This window comes from Bifidobacterium sp. LH_417 (assembly GCF_056357035.1).
In genome coordinates this window covers 20,851-37,807 of record NZ_JBKEVI010000008.1, presented here as the reverse complement: position 1 = coordinate 37,807, position 16,957 = coordinate 20,851, and the positions used below count along the sequence as shown (strand labels likewise).

Genomic DNA, 16,957 nt, shown 5'->3' with positions numbered 1-16,957 from the left:
AGGACGTCTCGCGCACCGGAGTGCTCCCCGCCCATTAAGCAGAAAACCTAACGGAACGCCAGCCAAGTGAATCAGCTAAGCACCTTGGTGACCGGATTGTTTCGCTAGGCAGTGTGCTAGCGAAACGAAACGGGCATCTGCTATCCAAAGCATCTCGCGCGCACCCCACGCGCCCGCGCCCCACGCGCCCACGCAAAAGGGGTCGAGCGGTGCATCCGCCCGACCCCTCGGTCTGTCCACCGAATACGGCTCAGCCCTTGATCTTGCCCATGACGATCTTGGTGACGGCCTTCGCGTCGGCCTGGCCGCGCGTCGCCTTCATCACAGCGCCGATGATCACGCCCATCGGCTTCATGTTGCCGCTCTTGAGCTTCTCAACGACGTCCGGGTTGGCCTCGAACGCCGCGTCCACCGCCGCCTCGATGGCGCCGGAGTCCTCGACGATCTTATAGCCGTGCTTCTTGACGACCTCGTCCGGGGTGCCTTCACCGGCGAGCACGCCGGCGATGGTCTGCTTGGCGAGCTTGTCGTTGAGCTTGCCGTCGGCGATGAGCTTCTCGACCTCAGCCACGTCGGCCGGGGTGACGGGCAGCTCCTCGAGCGAGACGCCCTTGGCGTTGGCCTCACGGGACAGCTCGCCGAGCCACCACTTGCGCGCGCCGCCGGCGGTCGCTCCGGCCTTGACGGTCTCCTCGATCAGATCGAGGGCGTCCGCGTTGAGGATGTCGCGCAGCTGCAGGTCGGTCAGGCCCCACTCGGCCTTGAGACGGTTGCGGCGCTCGCGCGGCATCTCCGGCATCTGCGCCTCCATCTCGGCGATGTGCTCCTTGGTGATGTGGAGCATAACCAGATCCGGATCCGGGAAGTAGCGGTAGTCGTCGGCGTCGGACTTGAGACGGCCGCCGGCGGTGGTCTGCGAGGCCTCGTCCCAGTGGCGGGTCTCCTGCAGAATCTCCTTGCCTTCGTCGAGGCGCGCGGCCTGACGGCGGATCTCGTACTGGATGGTCTTCTCGATGCCGCGGAACGAGTTCACGTTCTTGGTCTCGGAACGGGTGCCGTACGGCGCGTCCGCGGAGGGGCGCAGCGACACGTTCACGTCGGCGCGCATGTTGCCCTGCTCCATGCGGGCGTGGGAAATGCCCAGCGCGCGCACGATGTCGCGGATGGCGCGCATGTACGCACCGGCGATCTCCGGAGCGCGGTCGCCCGCGCCCTCGATCGGCTTGGTCACGATCTCGATCAGCGGCACGCCGGCGCGGTTGTAGTCGACCAGCGAGTGGTCGGCGCCTTCGATGCGGCCGTCGGCGCCACCCACGTGGGTGTTCTTGCCGGCGTCGTCCTCGATGTGGGCGCGTTCGATCGGCACGCGGAAGACGGTGCCGTCCTCCAGCTCGACGTCCAGGTAGCCGTTGCCGTTGGTCGGCTTGTCGTACTGGGAGATCTGGTAGTCGCGCGGCATGTCCGGGTAGAAGTAGTTCTTGCGGGCGAACTGGCTCCACTCGGCGATCTCGCAGTGCAGGGCGAGACCCAGCTTGATCGCGTAGTCGACGGCCGTCTTGTTGACGACCGGCAGCGAACCGGGCAGACCGAGGCTCACCGGGGTGAGCTGCGTGTTCGGCTCGCCGCCGAAGCTCACTTCGGCCGGGCAGAACAGCTTGGTCTTCGTGCACAGCTCGACGTGCGTCTCCAGGCCGAACACCACATCGTACTTCTTGGTGGCATCGGCGTACTTCATCAGTTTTTCAGCCATGATGTTGCTTTCCTGTTCCTTCCGATGTCACTCACTTGGCGAGACCGTCAAGCCACGGGGCCTTGAGGTCCTTCCAGATCGGACCGTTCCAGTCCTCCTCGAGCGCGGCTTCGAGCGCGGCGGCGGGCTTATACATGACCTCGTCGCGCTGCTGCGGCGCGATGAACTGGAAGCCGACCGGCAGGCCGTCGTCGGACAGGCCGGCCGGGATCGACATGGCGGGCACGCCGGCGAGGTTCGCCGGGATGGTCGCGATGTCGTTCATGTACATGGACAGCGGGTCGGACGTCTTCTCGCCGAGCTTGAACGCGGTGGTCGGGCTGGTCGGGCAGACGAGCACGTCGACCTGCTCGAACGCCTTCTTGAAGTCCTCGATGATGAGCGTGCGGACCTTCTGCGCGGAGCCGTACCAAGCGTCGTAGTAGCCGGCGGACAGCGCGTAGGTGCCGAGGATGATGCGGCGCTTGACCTCGTCGCCGAAGCCGGCCTCACGCGTGTAGGCCATCATGTTGGCGGCGGTCTGCGGCACGCCGGCCGGCGGCATGACGCGCAGGCCGTAGCGCATGCCGTCGTAGCGGGCCAGGTTGGAGCTGACCTCGGACGGCATGATGATGTAGTACGCGCCGAGCGCGTATTCGAGGCGCGGGCAGGAGACCTCGACGACCTCGGCACCCATCTCCTCGAGCTTCTTGACGGCCTCGTCGAAGCGGGCCGAGACGCCGGCCTGGAAGCCGTCGCCGCTGAGCTCCTTGATGAGACCGACCTTCATGCCCGTGAGGTCGCGCTTCGCGCCTTCACGCGCGGCGGCGACCATCGGACGCGGGCCGCCCGGGATGGAGGTGGAGTCGCGACGGTCGTTGCCGCCGATAATCTCCTGCAGGAGCGCGGAGTCGAGCACGGTACGGGAGACCGGGCCGATCTGGTCGAGCGAGGAGGCCATGGCGATCGCGCCGAAGCGGGAGACGCCGCCGTAGGTCGGCTTCACGCCGACGGTGCCGGTCAGCGCGCCCGGCTGGCGGATGGAGCCGCCGGTGTCGGTGCCGAGGGCGAGCGGGGCCTCGAACGCGGCCACCGCGGAGGCGGAACCGCCGCCGGAGCCGCCGGGCACGCGCTCGGTGTCCCACGGGTTGTGGGTGGTCTGGTAGGCGGAATGCTCGGTGGAGGAGCCCTGCGCGAACTCGTCCAGGTTGGTCTTGCCGAGGATCGGCATGCCGGCGGCCTTGAGCTTCTCGATCACGGTCGCGTCGTACGGCGGAATCCAGCCTTCGAGGATCTTCGAGGCGGCGGTCGTCTCGATGCCCTTGGTGACGATCATGTCCTTGATAGCGATCGGCACGCCGGCCAGCTCCGGCAGGGCGGCCTTCTCCTCGGCGCTCTTCGCGTCGAAGGCGTCGGCCTGCTCGCGGGCCACGTCGCCGGAGACCTTGAGGAACGCCTTGATGCTCGGCTCGGCGGCCTCGATCACGGCGAGGTGCGCGTCGACCAGCTCACGGCTGGAGACGTCGCCCTTCTTGACGGCCGCGGCCATCTCGGCCGCGGACAGCTTGACGAGTTCGTTGGTTGCTTCAGTCATATCGGCTCACTCCTCGCTTCCCAGGATGCGCGGCGCGACGAACATGCCGGCCTCGGTCTTCGGGCCGCCGGCGAGCGCCTCGGCCTGCGTGAGCGGCGTGACCGGCTCGTCGGGGCGCAGGTACGCCTCGAGCGGCACCGGGTTGGCGGTCGGCTCGACGTCGTCGGAGGCGACCTCCTGGACCTTGTTGATGGAATCGGCGATGACGTTCAGCTCGCCCTGCAGACGGGTGATCTCCTCATCGGTGAGCGCGATTCGGGCCAGATCGCCCAAATGCACGATTTCTTCGCGTGTGAATGTAGGCATGCGCCTAACTATACGAGCAATTTGTGACACGCGGAACGGATGTACCGCCCGCCCCGATATGACGCGAGGGCCCGGCACCGCGCAGTTCATTGCGGTGCCGGGCCCTCGTTCGTCCGCCTGCGTTCCGGCGCACCGTCGCGTCATCCGCGCACGGCGCCCGTCACGTTCCGGCGGACGATGGGCTCCGCGTTCAGCGGCGCTTGCGCGAGATGGCGACCATGCCGCCGGCGACGACGATCAGCGCGATCGCCACGGAGACGATCTGCATGATGTTCGATCCGGTGGCGGACAGTTTGTTCGCGGGGTTCGCGGCGGGCTTGTTCGTCTCGGGCTTCGTGCCGGGCTTGTTCGGCTGCTCGGGCTCGAGCTTCTCCGGCTGCACGCCGAACGTGCCGTCGGCGTTGTCGACCACGTCGTAGCCGTCGGCGAGGTAGTCGGCATCGGGCTTGACGGTGAACGTGCCTCCGGAGATCGAGAATCCGGCGTCGGCCGCGTCACCGTCGGTGTCGGAGCGGGCAATATCGCCTTGGATTGTGCCTCCGGTCACGGTAATCGAGCCGGTGCCGTTGGTCTGATCCTGGTAGATGGCGGTCTGCTTGCCGGTCGCGGCGATGGTGCCGCCGTTGACGGCGAGCGTGCCGGGCGCGCTGGTGGCCGACTGGTCGATGCGGATGTTCCATACGACGCGCGCGCCGTCGTTCGACGCGGCCAGCTTGCCGCCGTTGATTTCGGCGGTGCCGTAGTTGAGCACGGCCGCCGATGTGCCGGTGATCTCGCCGTCGTTGACGACGAGCTTGCCGTATTCGTCGTTCTTGACGTACAGGCCGCCGGTGATGGTGCCGCCGTTGATGGTGAGCGTCGCGGTCTTCTCGTCCGGGTTGTCCTTGATGCCGTTGTAGAAGCCGTTGGCGATGACGCTGGAGTACTTGGACGGCGTGCCGTCGGCGAGCTTCGATTCGACGGTGACGCCGTCGTTGATGGTCATCGTGCCCATGTTCTGCAGCGTGTAGAACGAGTTGCCGCCGTTGTCCTTCGGACCGGAGCCGGCTTCCTTGGAGCGGCGGAACGTGCCGCCGTCGAGCGTGGCGGTCGCGCCGAGCGTGTTCTTGACCGCGGCCTTGCCGTGCGTCACGTTGTCGACTACGCCGGTCTTCTTGGCGCTGGAGTCGGTGACGGTGAGCGTGCCGTTGTTGACGATCGTGTCAGCGGTCTTGTTGGTGAGCGTGTTCCCGTTGAGGTCGATGGTGACGGTCGCGTCGGCCGGGATCGTCACGTCTTCGGCGATGTTCTGCAGCAGCGTCACCGTGGTCGCGCCGGCCTTGATCGCGGCGTCGATCGATGCGTAGTTCACGCCGTTCTGGTCGGCGACGGCCACGTTGGCGCCGTTGTACTGGTACTTCGTGTTCTCGCCGAACGTGTTGCCGCCGATAATCATGCCGCCTTCGGTGACGTAGGTGACGTTGGTGCCGAGCAGCACGCCGACGAAGGCGTCGAGCGTGTTGTCGGTGACGGTGAGCTGGTCGTTCGGTCCTTGGCTGGGCCACACGCTGTAGGAGACGGCCGCGTAGCCTTCGATGTCGTTGCCGCTGATCACGGTGCCTTGGGTCGCGGTCACGGCGATGCCGTACGTCTTGGACTTGTCGGCGGCGAGGCCGGTGCCGTTCTTCACCGTGTTGCCGGTGATGGTGGTGTCGGTGATGCCGTAGGAGCCGGCGGCGGTGTTGCCGTTGCCGACGACGAACATCATCGAGCCGGACGTGCCGTTGCCGGAGGTCGGGCCGGTGGTCACGGTGTTGTCCGTGATCTTCGTGCCGCTGATCGGGTTCGTGCCGTTGCCGACGATGTTCACGCCGACGGACGAGTTGTTGACGACCTGGCCGAGCTTGAACGTGTTGCCGGAGATGACGGTGCCGTTCGCGCCGCCTTCCAGCCACACGGAGCTGGGCTGCCAGTCCTTGTTCTGCGAGGCGCCGGTGGCGGGATCGCCGGCTGCGATCTCGAACGTGTTGCCGGTGATGGTCACGCCGGTGGCCTTGTTGCTGACGATCACGTTCTGCGCGTTCGTGTTCGTGGCCGGGTCGAGTGTGAACGTCACGCCCTTCACGGTGACGCCGGAGGCGTTGATGCGCAGGCTGCCGGTGAACACGGTGCCCGCTTCGGCAGTGATGGTGACCTTCTTGTTGACGACGAGGCTGTCGGCCACGGTGCCGCTCAGCGTGATCGTGTCGCCTTCCGCGGCGTTGTCGAGCTTCGACTGCCAGCTGTCGGCATCCGCGGCCGGTGCCGGCGTGGCGGCGAGTGCGGTGCGGGGCGCCGCTTCGATTCCGGCATTGCCGCTGTCCGCGTAGGCGGCGGGAACGCCGATGCCCAAGGTCGCCACCGCGGCGAGGGCCGCGATGCCCACGCGCCATGATCGCTGTGATTGCTTCATCATATTCTCGTTCTTCCTGCAGGCATCCCTGCGTCATCTCCTTGGCGGGAACCGTGGCAGTCATCACAATCAGCGCAATCGACCTTGATGTGCCTCGTACCCCCTACCTCCCCCTACTGTACTCCCTGAACGCAGTCATGTCATGCTCGCGCCGTCGCATCGACGTGATCGACGCATCATCGCATCGACGTACCGGCCCGCCGGCTCACGGCCGACGGACCGCCCTACCAGACCGTTCTGCCAGACCGTTCTGCCAGACCGCCCTACCGAATCGCCCTACCGAATCGCCGCGTGCTGCGCGATCCAGCTGTGCATCGCGACGGCCGCCGCCGCGCCCGCGTTGATGGACCGCACCGAGCCGAATTGCGAGATGTACACGACGTCGTCGGCGAGGTCGAGCGCGGTCCGCGTCAGTCCCGGACCTTCCGCGCCGAACAGTAGCAGGCAGCGTTTCGGGAACGCGTACCGTTCCATCGGTACCGCGCCGGGCACGATGTCCATCGCGATCACGCGCGCCGCTTCCAGCTCGCGAATGCGCGCCTCGGCGGCGTCGAGTTCCGCAAGGAACGGCGCCTGCGCGGCGCGCACGTCCGTCGCGGCCGCCGCGCGCGCCGGAGACCCGTCGCCCGTGCCGGGCGCGACGGTGCCGGCAGTCGCGCAAGCCCCGGCAGCACCGGGCGCGCCGGCAGTCGCGCCAGCCCCGGCAGCGCCGGCCGCACCGGGCGCAATGCGCGCGGCGGCCTCGTGCGCGTGGAACGCGGCGGCCGCGGCACGCGCGCGTTCCGCCGCGATCTCGCCGGCGATGCGCATGCGCCAGCAGCGCACCATCGCCGCGATCGACGCGTGGTGCTCCATGTGCTGGTACAGCTCGGTCATCAGCGCGCCGTTGCGGTTCCACTTGTGCGGGCCGACGATGTGCACACGCCGCGCCTGGAACGCGTTGGCGGTGCGCACCATCGAGCCGATGTTGAAATCGTGCGTCCAGTTCTCGATCGCGACCTCGAAATCGTGGCGTCCATGCGCGTCCAGATCCGCCTTGATCGCGGCGACCGTCCAGTACCGGTAGCGGTCGAGCACGTTGCGCCGGTCGCCCTGGTCGAGCAGCGCCGGATCGTAACGGAGACGGTCGGCGTACAGCGACGAGGACGGGTCGTCGGGGCGAGGCTCGCGGGGGTGCGTTTCGGCCCACGGGCCGACGCCCACCTCGCGGAACACGGGCTCGCCGGATCGTTCGGCCTCGATGTCAATGGGATTGCGAGGATGCATGTCTTCTTTCGTCTCATATCCTTGGCTCCCCTTGCTAGGGGAGTTGCGGCTTCACCGGGCGGAGAGGCAGTCCACCAAGGACGCCGGAACCCTACTCCGTCAGATCGGATTCGTGGAACACCTGGATGAACGGCACCTCGTGCCGCGCGCCGTCGACCGGGCTGATGACGGTGATCTCGTGCTCGTCCGCGCCCTTGCCGACCCCGCCGACGAGCGAGGCGACGGCCACGACGCTCGCGCCCTCATGCTCGACGATCGAGAAGTCGAGGCTCAGCTCGTTACCATTGCGCAGCGTGACGAGCGAGCTGGTCTGCACATAGGATTTCTCGGACAGCCACGCGTCGAGCAGCAGCACGCGCTTGCCCTTGATCGACGGGCCCTTGATCGAGGGGAACACGAAGTCCATGACGAATCCGTCGAGGTTCTCGCCACGGGAGGCGGCGGCCTGAATCATCGAACCGACGAGCGGCACGGAGGCGGCGGTGAGCGCGCCGACCGCGTCGTAGTCGTCGACGGAATAGCCGGCGTCCTCCAACGTGTCGAGCAGGACGTGACCCATCACGGCCGCACCGTGATGGTCGAGCGTCACCGCGTACAGTTCGGAGAACGGCTTGCCGGCGACACGCTCGCGCAGCAGCGCGCGCAGCTGTTCGCGCGGGTCGAGCATGGCGAAATCGATGGGCTCGTTGTGCAGGTCGGCGGGACCGGTGGCACGGAATCCTGAATCACTCATATCTCTCAGGGTACGGCCCGCCCTCGTCACGACCGCGTCTTATCCGCGGTCCCTCCGCTCACGCCCCACTACGACTCGCGGACCGCCCGGCCCGTCATGACCGCACGAGGCGCGCGATGGCGGCCGACGCTTCGGCGAGCTTCTCGTCGGCCACGTCGCCGCCTTCCGCGGACGCCTGCCGCACGCAATGGTTGAGATGGTCGTCGAGCAGCAGCAACGCCACCGATTTGAGCGCGGAATTCGCGGCGGAAATCTGCGTGAGCACGTCGATGCAGTACTTGTCGTCGTCCACCATCTGCTCGATGGCGCGCACTTGTCCTTCGATGCGCCGCAGCCGTGCCAGCACCTTCGCCTTGTCGTCGCCGTAGCCGTGCATCGTGTCTCCTTTCGTCGCTCGTCGGCGGATTCATGTGTATCGTTCCCATCGGCCTGCGCGGCCGGACGGGCCGCCGCACTCCCGCCCGACCGACTGTCCACCGTCCGCGTAACACCCTCCAGTATATACCCCATAGGGGTATTGGGTATACACTGTTGTGCGGTATACGATGGAACATGAGGAACGGCCTAGGCCCGAGGAGCGGAAATGGAACTGAACATCTTCACCTGCGTCGCCGCACTGGTCGTCGCAAGCATCGCGACATGGCTCATTCTGAGATTCTTCTTCGGCGAGCGCAAAGGAGTCGCCGGCGAACTGCACGAAGGCATGCAGCACGCCACCATCACCGTGAAAGGCGGCTACTCTCCCGACGTGGTGACGATGAAGGCCGGCGTGCCGATCACCCTGAACTTCGATCGGCAGGAGACCGGCGAATGCACCTCGCACGTGGTGTTCGGCGACCTCGGGCTCGACGCGATGCTGCCGGGCAATACCGCCACCGACGTGAAGCTGCCCGCACTGCCGGCCGGCGACTACCCGTTCGCCTGCGGCATGAACATGGTCCACGGCCTGCTGCGCGTAGAAGGCGACGAAAAGGGCGACGCGGGAGTCGAAGGCGGCGAGACCGCAGAACATGGCCGCGCCGGAGAGTCCCAGTCAGAGTCCCAGTCAAGGCGTGCCGGAACCGGCGGAACCACCCCCACATTCAAGGCAACCGAAGTCGGCGAGAACGCGCCTGCGGTCGACTATGCGGCAAACGAGGCGCGCGAGGCCGCGGAGCGTCGGAACGAAATCAGGAACCTCACCCGTCTGGTCGCCATCGGCACGGCGCTGACGCTCCCCGTGTTCGCAGTGATGATGATCCACATGGTGAACCACATGCTACTGCCCGACTGGCTCATGAACCCGTGGTGGCAGGCAATCCTCATCACGCCGGTCATGTTCTACTGCGGCGCGCCGATTCACAGGGTCGGATTCCCCGCCCTGCGCCACCGCGCACCGGACATGAACTCGCTCGTCTCGCTGGGCACGAGCGCCGCCTACCTCTACAGCCTGCTCGTATGCGTGGCGCCGTGGTTGCTGCCGGAAGGATCACGCGAGCCGTACTTCGAATCGGTGGGCGTGGTCATCACGCTCGTGCTCGTCGGCCGTCTGCTGGAGACGAAGGCACGTGAAGGCACCGGCAAGGCCGTGCAGAGCCTCATCAGACTGCGCCCGCGCGTCGCGCACCGGCTCGATGAAGACGCCGCGCGAGCCTGGGCGGCCGATAGACACGATTCCGGAGCGGATGTGCATGGTTCGGAAGGTGATGTGCATGGTTCCGAGACGAACCTGCACGATTCGAACCGTAACGTGCATGATTCCGAGGGCAACGTGCAGTATTCCGACGCGAACCTGCATACCCCCGCCGTGAAGACCGCCTCGCCAACGGTCGAACGCTGGCTCAATCCGAACGCCTTCCATGACGTCGACATCGATGAGGTGAAGCCCGGCGACCTGCTCGTAATCAAGGCAGGAGAACGCATTCCGGCCGATGGCGTGGTCGTCGCGGGCGAGGCCGAGGTGGATGAGTCGATGATTACCGGCGAGTCCCGTCCAGTGCGCAAAACCCCACTCTTCACGACCACACCCCACACGTCCGCCCAAAATGGCTACACATCAGGTGCGGATTCCTACACGTCGGGTGCGGAATTGCACACATCGGCCGCCGAACCATACACGTTGGGCATCAAACCATACAGGTTCGCCGACAAGGCCGATGAGACAGGCCATTCCGGCACCTCCCGCCATTCCGCCACCCCCTCCACGGACCAGCCGTCAGCCGTGACCGGCGCGACCGTGGTGCTGCGCGGCAATCTGCTCATGCGTGCCACGCAGGTCGGCGGCGACACCGTGCTCTCGCAGATCGTCGCGATGGTGGCGCGCGCCCAGGCGACCAAGGCACCGGTGCAGCGCCTCGCCGACCGCATCGCGCGCATCTTCGTGCCAGCCGTATTCATCGTTGCCGTATGGACATTCGCGATCTGGCTGTCGCTCGGCCCTGACCCGAAGCTCGCACACGCGCTGGTCACGGCGGTGAGCGTGCTCATCATCGCGTGCCCGTGCGCGCTCGGCCTCGCGACGCCGCTGTCGGTCACGGCGGCGACCGGCGTGGGCGCGACGAACGGCGTGCTCGTGACCAGCGCGAAGGCGTTGGAGCGGGCCCGCGAGATTGGCACGGTCGTATTCGACAAGACCGGCACGATCACGCGCGGCGTGGCCGACGCGGATTCCACGGATTGGAGCCGCCCGAGCTACGAGCGGGACACCGTCAAGCCAGGATCGAAAGAAGCGGTGGCCGCGTTGCGCGCGGCCGGTATCCGCACGGTTATGCTGTCCGGCGACAAGGCCGAAGTGGCGGCCTCGATCGCGCGTGAGGTCGGCATCGACACGGTGATCGCACAGGTGCGGCCGGACGGCAAGGCGTATTGGATCGAGCAACTGCAGAACGAGCCGCATGAAGGCCTCGTCGCGATGGTCGGCGACGGCATCAACGACGCGCCCGCGCTGGCCCGGGCCGATCTGGGATTCGCGATCGGCACCGGCACGGACGTGGCGATGCAGTCGGCGGATGTGACGCTGATGAGCGGCGACCTGCGCGGCGTGGTCCGCACGATCAACCTGTCGCAGGCGACGATGCGCAACATCCGGCAGAATCTCGGCTGGGCGTTCGGCTACAACGTGATTGGCATCCCGATTGCGGCCGGCGTGCTGTACCCGTTCACCGGATGGTTGCTGAGCCCGATGATCGCCGGTCTCGCGATGGCACTGAGCTCCGTGTGTCTGGTCCTCAACGCGAACCGTCTCAACGGCGTCACCCTCAGCGGCACGCGTCTCGCAGCACCAGCCGCGACCGCGCACGGGGCGCGTACTCGCTCCTCCGCGTCGGGCGAGATGCCCCGCCCCCACGCTCTCGGCGAGGATTCTTCCCGTGACGGTGGGGAGCCATCCGGCGCGCCCCAACCGAAAGGAACCGTGCAGGGAGGCGCATCACCGCGGCAGGAGTCCGACGGGCCGCACGTCATCATCGACGAACGGACCTCCCTCACTACCGGAGCAGCCGGAACGGCCGGCACTACCGGCGTATCCACTGTCCCATCATCCACAATCAAGGAGAACACCATGGAAATGAACCACATGCACCACGCCGCCCCCACCGAAGGCGAGACCGCCACTGATCCGGTGTGCGGCATGACGGTCGCGGTGAACGCAGATGCGATCACACGCGAATACGAGGGCAAGACCTACTACTTCTGCGGCGAACACTGCGCCAAGAACTTCGCCAAGGCTCCCCAGATCTTCCTGGAGCAGTGATTCCCGATCTCTCAGCCGAGTCAGCAGCCGAGTCAGCAGCCGAGTCAGCAGTGCGCCAGGCCCAGTCTCTTGGCTCACCTCCGATGAGGAGCTGTCAGACGACAGGCTGATTGAGGGAGAGAGAACACCACATAACGAATACGAAACCGGCCCGCCGCCCCGCACAACGGGAGCCGACAGGCCGGTTTCGTATTATCCGCGACTATGTGTCGCATACGGTCTCGCGTTCCACGCAGTGCCCGCGACGGTTCGCCGCCCACTGCCAGGAACAGCCCACTGGGCTGTTCGTCACGCGAAGAACATGTTGAACAGCCAAGCGCCGATGATCGCGCCCACGATCGGGGCGACGACCGGAATCCACGCCTCGCCCCAACGGGAGGAGCCCTTGGACGGGATCGGCAGGATGGCGTGCAGGATACGCGGCATGAGGTCGCGGGCCGGGTTCAGGCCAGGACCGGTCGGGCCGCCCATGGAAGTGACGAGGCCCCACACGATGAAGCCGACGACGATCGCGGCGGCGGCCGGATCCTTCTCGCCCCACGGGTCCATCAGGCAGCACAGCGCGCCGAAGACGAGCACGAGCGTGCCGAACATCTCGTTGAGGAAGTAGTTGAGCTTCTTGTTGTCCGCGTCGGTGGTGCAGAAGGTGGCGAGGATGGCCTCGGCGTCATCGGTGTCCTTGTAGTGCGGGTAGTACGTGAGGTACACGATGAACTGGCCGAGCGCCGCACCGAGCAGCTGCGCGATGATATACGGCAGCACCTCGTTCCACGGGAACATGCCGTTGATGGCCTGCGCGAGGGTCATGGCCGGGTTGATGTGGGCGCCGGAGACCGCGCCGAACATGAGCACCGGGAACATGACGCCGAAACCGTAGCCCATGGCGATGTTGAGCCAGCCGGCGTGGTGGCCCTTGGTGTTCTTGAGTTCCACGTTGGCGACGGAACCGTTGCCGAAGATCATCAGGATGGCAGTGCCGAAGAACTCGGCGGCCAGCTTGGTAAAGAGGGAGTATTCCACTGCTTCTTCTTTTCTTCTTGTCTGTATTGGTGATGCGACCGCCCTGAAAGGCGGGAGTCAAGCAAACCAGACCAGCATACGCCGAGGGCTGAACGGAGGCTATAGCCTCTGAACAGAGGCGGCGGCACCGCTTCTCTCATCACCTCCCGCCGGCGAGAGGGGTAATCGTGCTCAAATGCACTGCAGGATGATCGTTATTCCCCTCCCGCTGGCGGGAGGTGGCGCGTAGCGTCGGAGGGGGTCGTGGGCTCCGCAGTGTCGTGGTGTCGGGCCATGCGTCCGCAGCTTTCTTACCTTCCTCCCGCTGGCGGGAGGTGGCGCGTAGCGCCGGAGGGTGGTCCACGGGAGGGTGGACGCATGTAGGCGGTCCACGGGGAGGGCGGTCGTGTGCAGGCGGTTCGTGGGAGGGTGGACGCGTGCAGGCGGGCGCCCCCGCATTCGCCCCATCGTCCCGCATCGTCATTGTCCGCCGTCGAAAAGGGACGTGTCTGAAGGTCCTCCGGCGTTATGCGACGGGAAACCGTACCGGGGTAATGGAATCCGATGCGGTGTTTGGGGGATTCCGGTTCCGGGTTCGCCTGTCGGTTCGCCCATTACCGGCCCGAATCCGCTGCTTCCATCCGGTGGGTGGCCGCCGTATCCGCTCCGGCAGGACGATATCCGCTGATATCCGCCCCAGCGTCACAAATCCCGGAAAATGGCCCTGTCGTCCGGGATTTGTGACGCCGGGCTTGGGGGTGTCCCGGTTTCGGGAGAACGGGCCCGTCGTCCGGGATTCCTGACGCTGGGAGGGACGGCTGGACGGGGAAGCGGACTCCCGGGAGGTAACGCGGACATTCGGCCTTCAGGCCAAGGGATGTTCCTGAGCTCCGCTCGTCGCGCTGATCCATGCCGTGGGGTGCGCCACAACGACATGTGGGGATGGTGTTGTGGAGCGGCGGTGCGCCACAACACGGTCGTAAGAGGCGGTTCGTAGGAGTTGTGGCGCAATATGAAGGCCCTTCTGCTCCACAACACGCGATGGAAACGATACCAGCGGCTGTTGTGGAGCAGGCCCGCTCCACAACAGGGACGGGAACGGGGATTCCGGGGAGTTGTGGCGCGGTTTACGGGCCTGGAACGCCGAAAACAGGGGTTTCCACGGGGGTCGCGGCGGGACGCCGCTCCACAACAGGCTCTCCGGCACGTGTCGTGGAGCAGCCCCGTCCGGGACGCGGGACGTAGGACGCGGGGTATGGGACATAAGGTGCGGGGACATAAGGTGCGGGGAGCGGGAAGCCGCACGCCGCACGCGCCCGCCACACGCACCCGGGGAACGACCGGCCCCATGCCCGAAAACGGTCCGTTGCCCGCCACCAACGGTCCGCTGCCCGCCACCTGAAAACCGGCCTCGCACCCGAAACGACCGGCCTCGCACCGCACCGCACCGCACCGCACCGGGAAATCCGTGGCACGCCACCCACGACGGTCACCCGCGCGAGGTCATGCGCCAATCGACAACGCCGGGAAAAGGGAATCCCGGCATTCCCGCCACGCGATTACCGGTCCGGCGTCACGACCCGCGGCCACCCTCCGGCGCTGCACGCAACCTCCCGTCAGCGGGAGGAGAAAGTTCCTATAGTCCGGTACCCAGTGCACGACTTCCACACCCGGGTCGAATGACAGGTCTATAACCTTAGCCACGGGCCGGGGTGCTAAGGGCATGGTCCTGCCGCCGTGGTTCCGGCACCCCGTGCGCGGAATACAAAAAAGACCGGAACCTTGCGATTCCGGTCTTGTCGGTGCCCCCGCAGGGATTCGAACCCTGGACACGCTGATTAAGAGTCAGCTGCTCTAACCAACTGAGCTACAGGGGCGTTGGTTAGCTGTTGAAGTGTTCCTTGCAACGAGTGATAAATATACTCACATTTGACTCCAACGCAACCACCGGCGTGTCGCCCGGAATTCCAACGCTCTCAAAATATCTGATTTGCCATCAGCGCATCCCGCAGCCCGCCGACAAATCCCTCCATAATCAGCTCTTCACATAATCATCACACCAATCGGCAGCGATACCGCTTCCTCGCATCGTGGCGTGTGTGTATACGCCCCATGCGTCCCAAGCCCTCGCACCCACCTCCCGCCGGCGGGAGGTGACGCGCAGCGCCGGAGGGTGGTCCTGGGCCGACGGCACCCACGGTGACGGAGGCCAAAACCCCAGCCGGCCAGCGGACACGCATTCGCCCATTGCCCCGCCGAAAACGAGAGGTGGGGCGCGAAAACGCAGATCACCAACATGAAGGTTACGAACATGCGAGGTGGGGGCGCGAACATGCAGGTCACAAGCATACGCGAGGTGGGAGCGCGGACACGCACGCGCATACGAAAACCTACGCATACGAAAACCCCGCGCCGCTACGCGATGCAACACATCGCGCACGCGGCACGGGGTCCTCAGTGCTTAAGCTCAGACTTCAATGACTCGAATGACTTCGATCAGATCAAGTCAGTCTGATGGGGTTCCGATCAGTCAAATCGCCCAAGATGCGCATCGAAGCGCCTCAACGACGAACACCACCGGAATCATTCACCCAACGTCACTCAGCGACGACCTTCACGAAGAAGTTCGCGGAGATCTCCGGGTGGAGCTGGACCGTGGCCGGGAATTCGCCGGTGGTCTTGATGGTCTCGACGGTGATGGCCTTCGGATCGACCGAAGCCTTGTCGAGCAGCGCCATGGCGATGGCTTCCTTGGAGATGCCACCGAACAGCTTGCCGGACTCGGACACCTTGGCGGCGATCTCGACGGCGGAGCCCTCGATGGCGGCCTTGGCGGCGACGGCGTCTTCACGGGTGGCGACGGCCTGGGCCAGACGGGCGCGCTTCATGGCGACGATCTGGGCTTCGGCACCCTTGTTCCACGCGAAGGCGAGCTTCTGCGGGATCAGGTAGTTGCGAGCGTAGCCGGCCTTGACGGTGACGACGTCACCGGAGTGGCCGAGGTTCGCGACGGTCTTGGTGAGAATAACCTTGGTTTCAGCCATTTCAGATGCCTCCTAGAACTCAGCGGCCGGAAGTGGCGTACGGCAGCAGGGCCATCTCGCGGGCGTTCTTGATCGCCTTGGAGATCTTGCGCTGCTCCTGCACGGTCACGCCGGTGATGCGACGGGAACGGATCTTGCCGCGATCGGAGATGAACTTGCGCAGCAGCGCGACGTCCTTGTAATCGATTTCGGTGACCTTCGCCGCCTTCAGCGGGTTCGGCTTCTTCTTGAACGGCTTGACCGGCGGTTGCGGCCTCTTGCGGGACATGATGTTCTCCTTATATTACGATTTGATGTTGGTTTTCCGCAGCGCCTCCGCGGCGATACGGCGATACGTTATGCGTCTTGTGCGTCGTGTCGGGATTGGAACCGAATCTGGAATCAGAACTCCGGATCGTCGTCGGAGCCGCCGCCGAAATCGGACGAACCTCCGAACGTCGAGAAGCTGGAGCCGGAATCGGAGCCGCTACTCCACGGATCGGCGGCCGGAGCCTGTCCGGAGGGCAAGGCGTTGGACTGGCCTCCGCCGAAGCTGGAGCCGCCGCCCTGGTAGCCGTTGCCACCCGAGTAGCCGCCGTTGCCGCCATTGCCCTGACCGTAACCGTTACCACCGTTCTGGCCGTAACCGTTGCCACCCTGGCCGCCGAAGCCGCCCTGATTGCGACCGGCGAAGCCGCCGTTGCCGGACGACTGGCGCGTCACCTGTGCGGTGGCGTAGCGCAGCGACGGGCCGATCTCGTCGACCGTCATCTCGACGACGGTGCGGTTCGATCCGTCCTGTGCCTGGTAGGAACGCTGCTGGAGGCGACCCTGCGCGATCACGCGCATGCCCTTCGACAGGGACTGGGCGCAATGCCCGGCGAGGTCTCGCCATGCGGAGCAGCGCATGAACAACGCCTGTCCGTCCTCGAACTGGCCGGACTGACGGTTGTACGTGCGCGGCGTCGACGCGATGGTGAAGCTCGCCACCTGAGCGCCGGAACCGATGGTTCGCACTTCCGGATCCGCGGTGAGATTGCCGACGATGGTGATCACGGTTTCGCCTGCCATGATGCCGCCTTCCTACTTCGACACTGGAACTGTTCGACGTTGTTTCGACGATTTCCCGACGTTGTTCCGACGGAA

Annotated in this window: 11 protein-coding genes, 1 tRNA gene and 3 pseudogenes; 3 read left to right on the top strand and 12 right to left on the bottom strand. The window is 65.8% G+C overall.

Features of this window, described 5'->3' with window-relative positions:
* Positions 1-250 precede the first annotated feature (250 nt).
* From gatB to AC1AYR_RS06365, 7 genes are all read right to left on the bottom strand, one after another.
* Positions 251-1,750 carry an Asp-tRNA(Asn)/Glu-tRNA(Gln) amidotransferase subunit GatB gene (gatB, locus tag AC1AYR_RS06395; protein ID WP_476511985.1) on the bottom strand — a complete coding sequence of 500 codons (1,500 nt, stop codon included), beginning with the start codon at positions 1,748-1,750 and terminating at the stop codon, positions 251-253.
* Positions 1,751-1,781: 31 nt separating this feature from the next.
* A complete protein-coding gene (gatA, locus tag AC1AYR_RS06390) occupies positions 1,782-3,323 on the bottom strand; it encodes an Asp-tRNA(Asn)/Glu-tRNA(Gln) amidotransferase subunit GatA (RefSeq protein WP_476511984.1) in 1,542 nt (513 codons plus the stop codon).
* Between the two features lie 6 nt (positions 3,324-3,329).
* A complete protein-coding gene (gene gatC / locus AC1AYR_RS06385; protein ID WP_476511983.1) occupies positions 3,330-3,629 on the bottom strand; it encodes an Asp-tRNA(Asn)/Glu-tRNA(Gln) amidotransferase subunit GatC in 300 nt (99 codons plus the stop codon).
* 190 nt (positions 3,630-3,819) lie between these two features.
* Complete coding sequence (locus tag AC1AYR_RS06380) at positions 3,820-6,060, bottom strand: hypothetical protein (protein WP_476511982.1); 2,241 nt, start codon at positions 6,058-6,060, stop codon at positions 3,820-3,822.
* Between the two features lie 276 nt (positions 6,061-6,336).
* Complete coding sequence (locus AC1AYR_RS06375) at positions 6,337-7,326, bottom strand: TrmH family RNA methyltransferase (RefSeq protein ID WP_476511981.1); 990 nt, start codon at positions 7,324-7,326, stop codon at positions 6,337-6,339.
* 91 nt (positions 7,327-7,417) lie between these two features.
* Complete coding sequence (locus tag AC1AYR_RS06370; protein WP_476511980.1) at positions 7,418-8,059, bottom strand: orotate phosphoribosyltransferase; 642 nt, start codon at positions 8,057-8,059, stop codon at positions 7,418-7,420.
* A gap of 94 nt (positions 8,060-8,153) precedes the next feature.
* The gene (locus tag AC1AYR_RS06365) at positions 8,154-8,435 is read right to left on the bottom strand and encodes a metal-sensitive transcriptional regulator (RefSeq protein ID WP_476511979.1); all 282 of its coding nucleotides are present in this window, start codon (positions 8,433-8,435) and stop codon (positions 8,154-8,156) included.
* Positions 8,436-8,642: 207 nt separating this feature from the next.
* Here AC1AYR_RS06365 and AC1AYR_RS06360 point away from each other — a divergent pair.
* The 3 pseudogenes from AC1AYR_RS06360 to AC1AYR_RS06350 all read left to right on the top strand — a co-directional run.
* Positions 8,643-9,675 (top strand): annotated as a pseudogene (locus AC1AYR_RS06360) (cupredoxin domain-containing protein); the annotation flags it as partial.
* 248 nt (positions 9,676-9,923) lie between these two features.
* Positions 9,924-11,289, top strand: a pseudogene (locus tag AC1AYR_RS06355) (HAD-IC family P-type ATPase); the annotation flags it as partial.
* A 200-nt stretch (positions 11,290-11,489) separates the two neighbouring features.
* A pseudogene (locus AC1AYR_RS06350) lies at positions 11,490-11,789 on the top strand (YHS domain-containing protein); the annotation flags it as partial.
* Positions 11,790-12,077: 288 nt separating this feature from the next.
* Here AC1AYR_RS06350 and AC1AYR_RS06345 read toward each other — a convergent pair.
* The 5 genes from AC1AYR_RS06345 to AC1AYR_RS06325 form a co-directional block, all read right to left on the bottom strand.
* On the bottom strand, positions 12,078-12,809 hold the full coding sequence (locus AC1AYR_RS06345) for an MIP/aquaporin family protein (protein WP_476511978.1): 732 nt from the start codon (positions 12,807-12,809) through the stop codon (positions 12,078-12,080).
* A 1,782-nt stretch (positions 12,810-14,591) separates the two neighbouring features.
* Positions 14,592-14,665 (bottom strand) — tRNA-Lys (locus tag AC1AYR_RS06340).
* Between the two features lie 720 nt (positions 14,666-15,385).
* Positions 15,386-15,832, bottom strand: a complete 447-nt coding sequence (rplI, locus tag AC1AYR_RS06335) for a 50S ribosomal protein L9 (protein WP_476511977.1) — start codon at positions 15,830-15,832, stop codon at positions 15,386-15,388.
* A 19-nt stretch (positions 15,833-15,851) separates the two neighbouring features.
* Positions 15,852-16,100: a 30S ribosomal protein S18 gene (gene rpsR / locus AC1AYR_RS06330; RefSeq protein ID WP_034528805.1), complete on the bottom strand. Its 249-nt coding sequence runs from the start codon at positions 16,098-16,100 to the stop codon at positions 15,852-15,854.
* A 113-nt stretch (positions 16,101-16,213) separates the two neighbouring features.
* A complete protein-coding gene (locus tag AC1AYR_RS06325) occupies positions 16,214-16,882 on the bottom strand; it encodes a single-stranded DNA-binding protein (RefSeq protein ID WP_476511976.1) in 669 nt (222 codons plus the stop codon).
* Positions 16,883-16,957 lie beyond the last annotated feature (75 nt).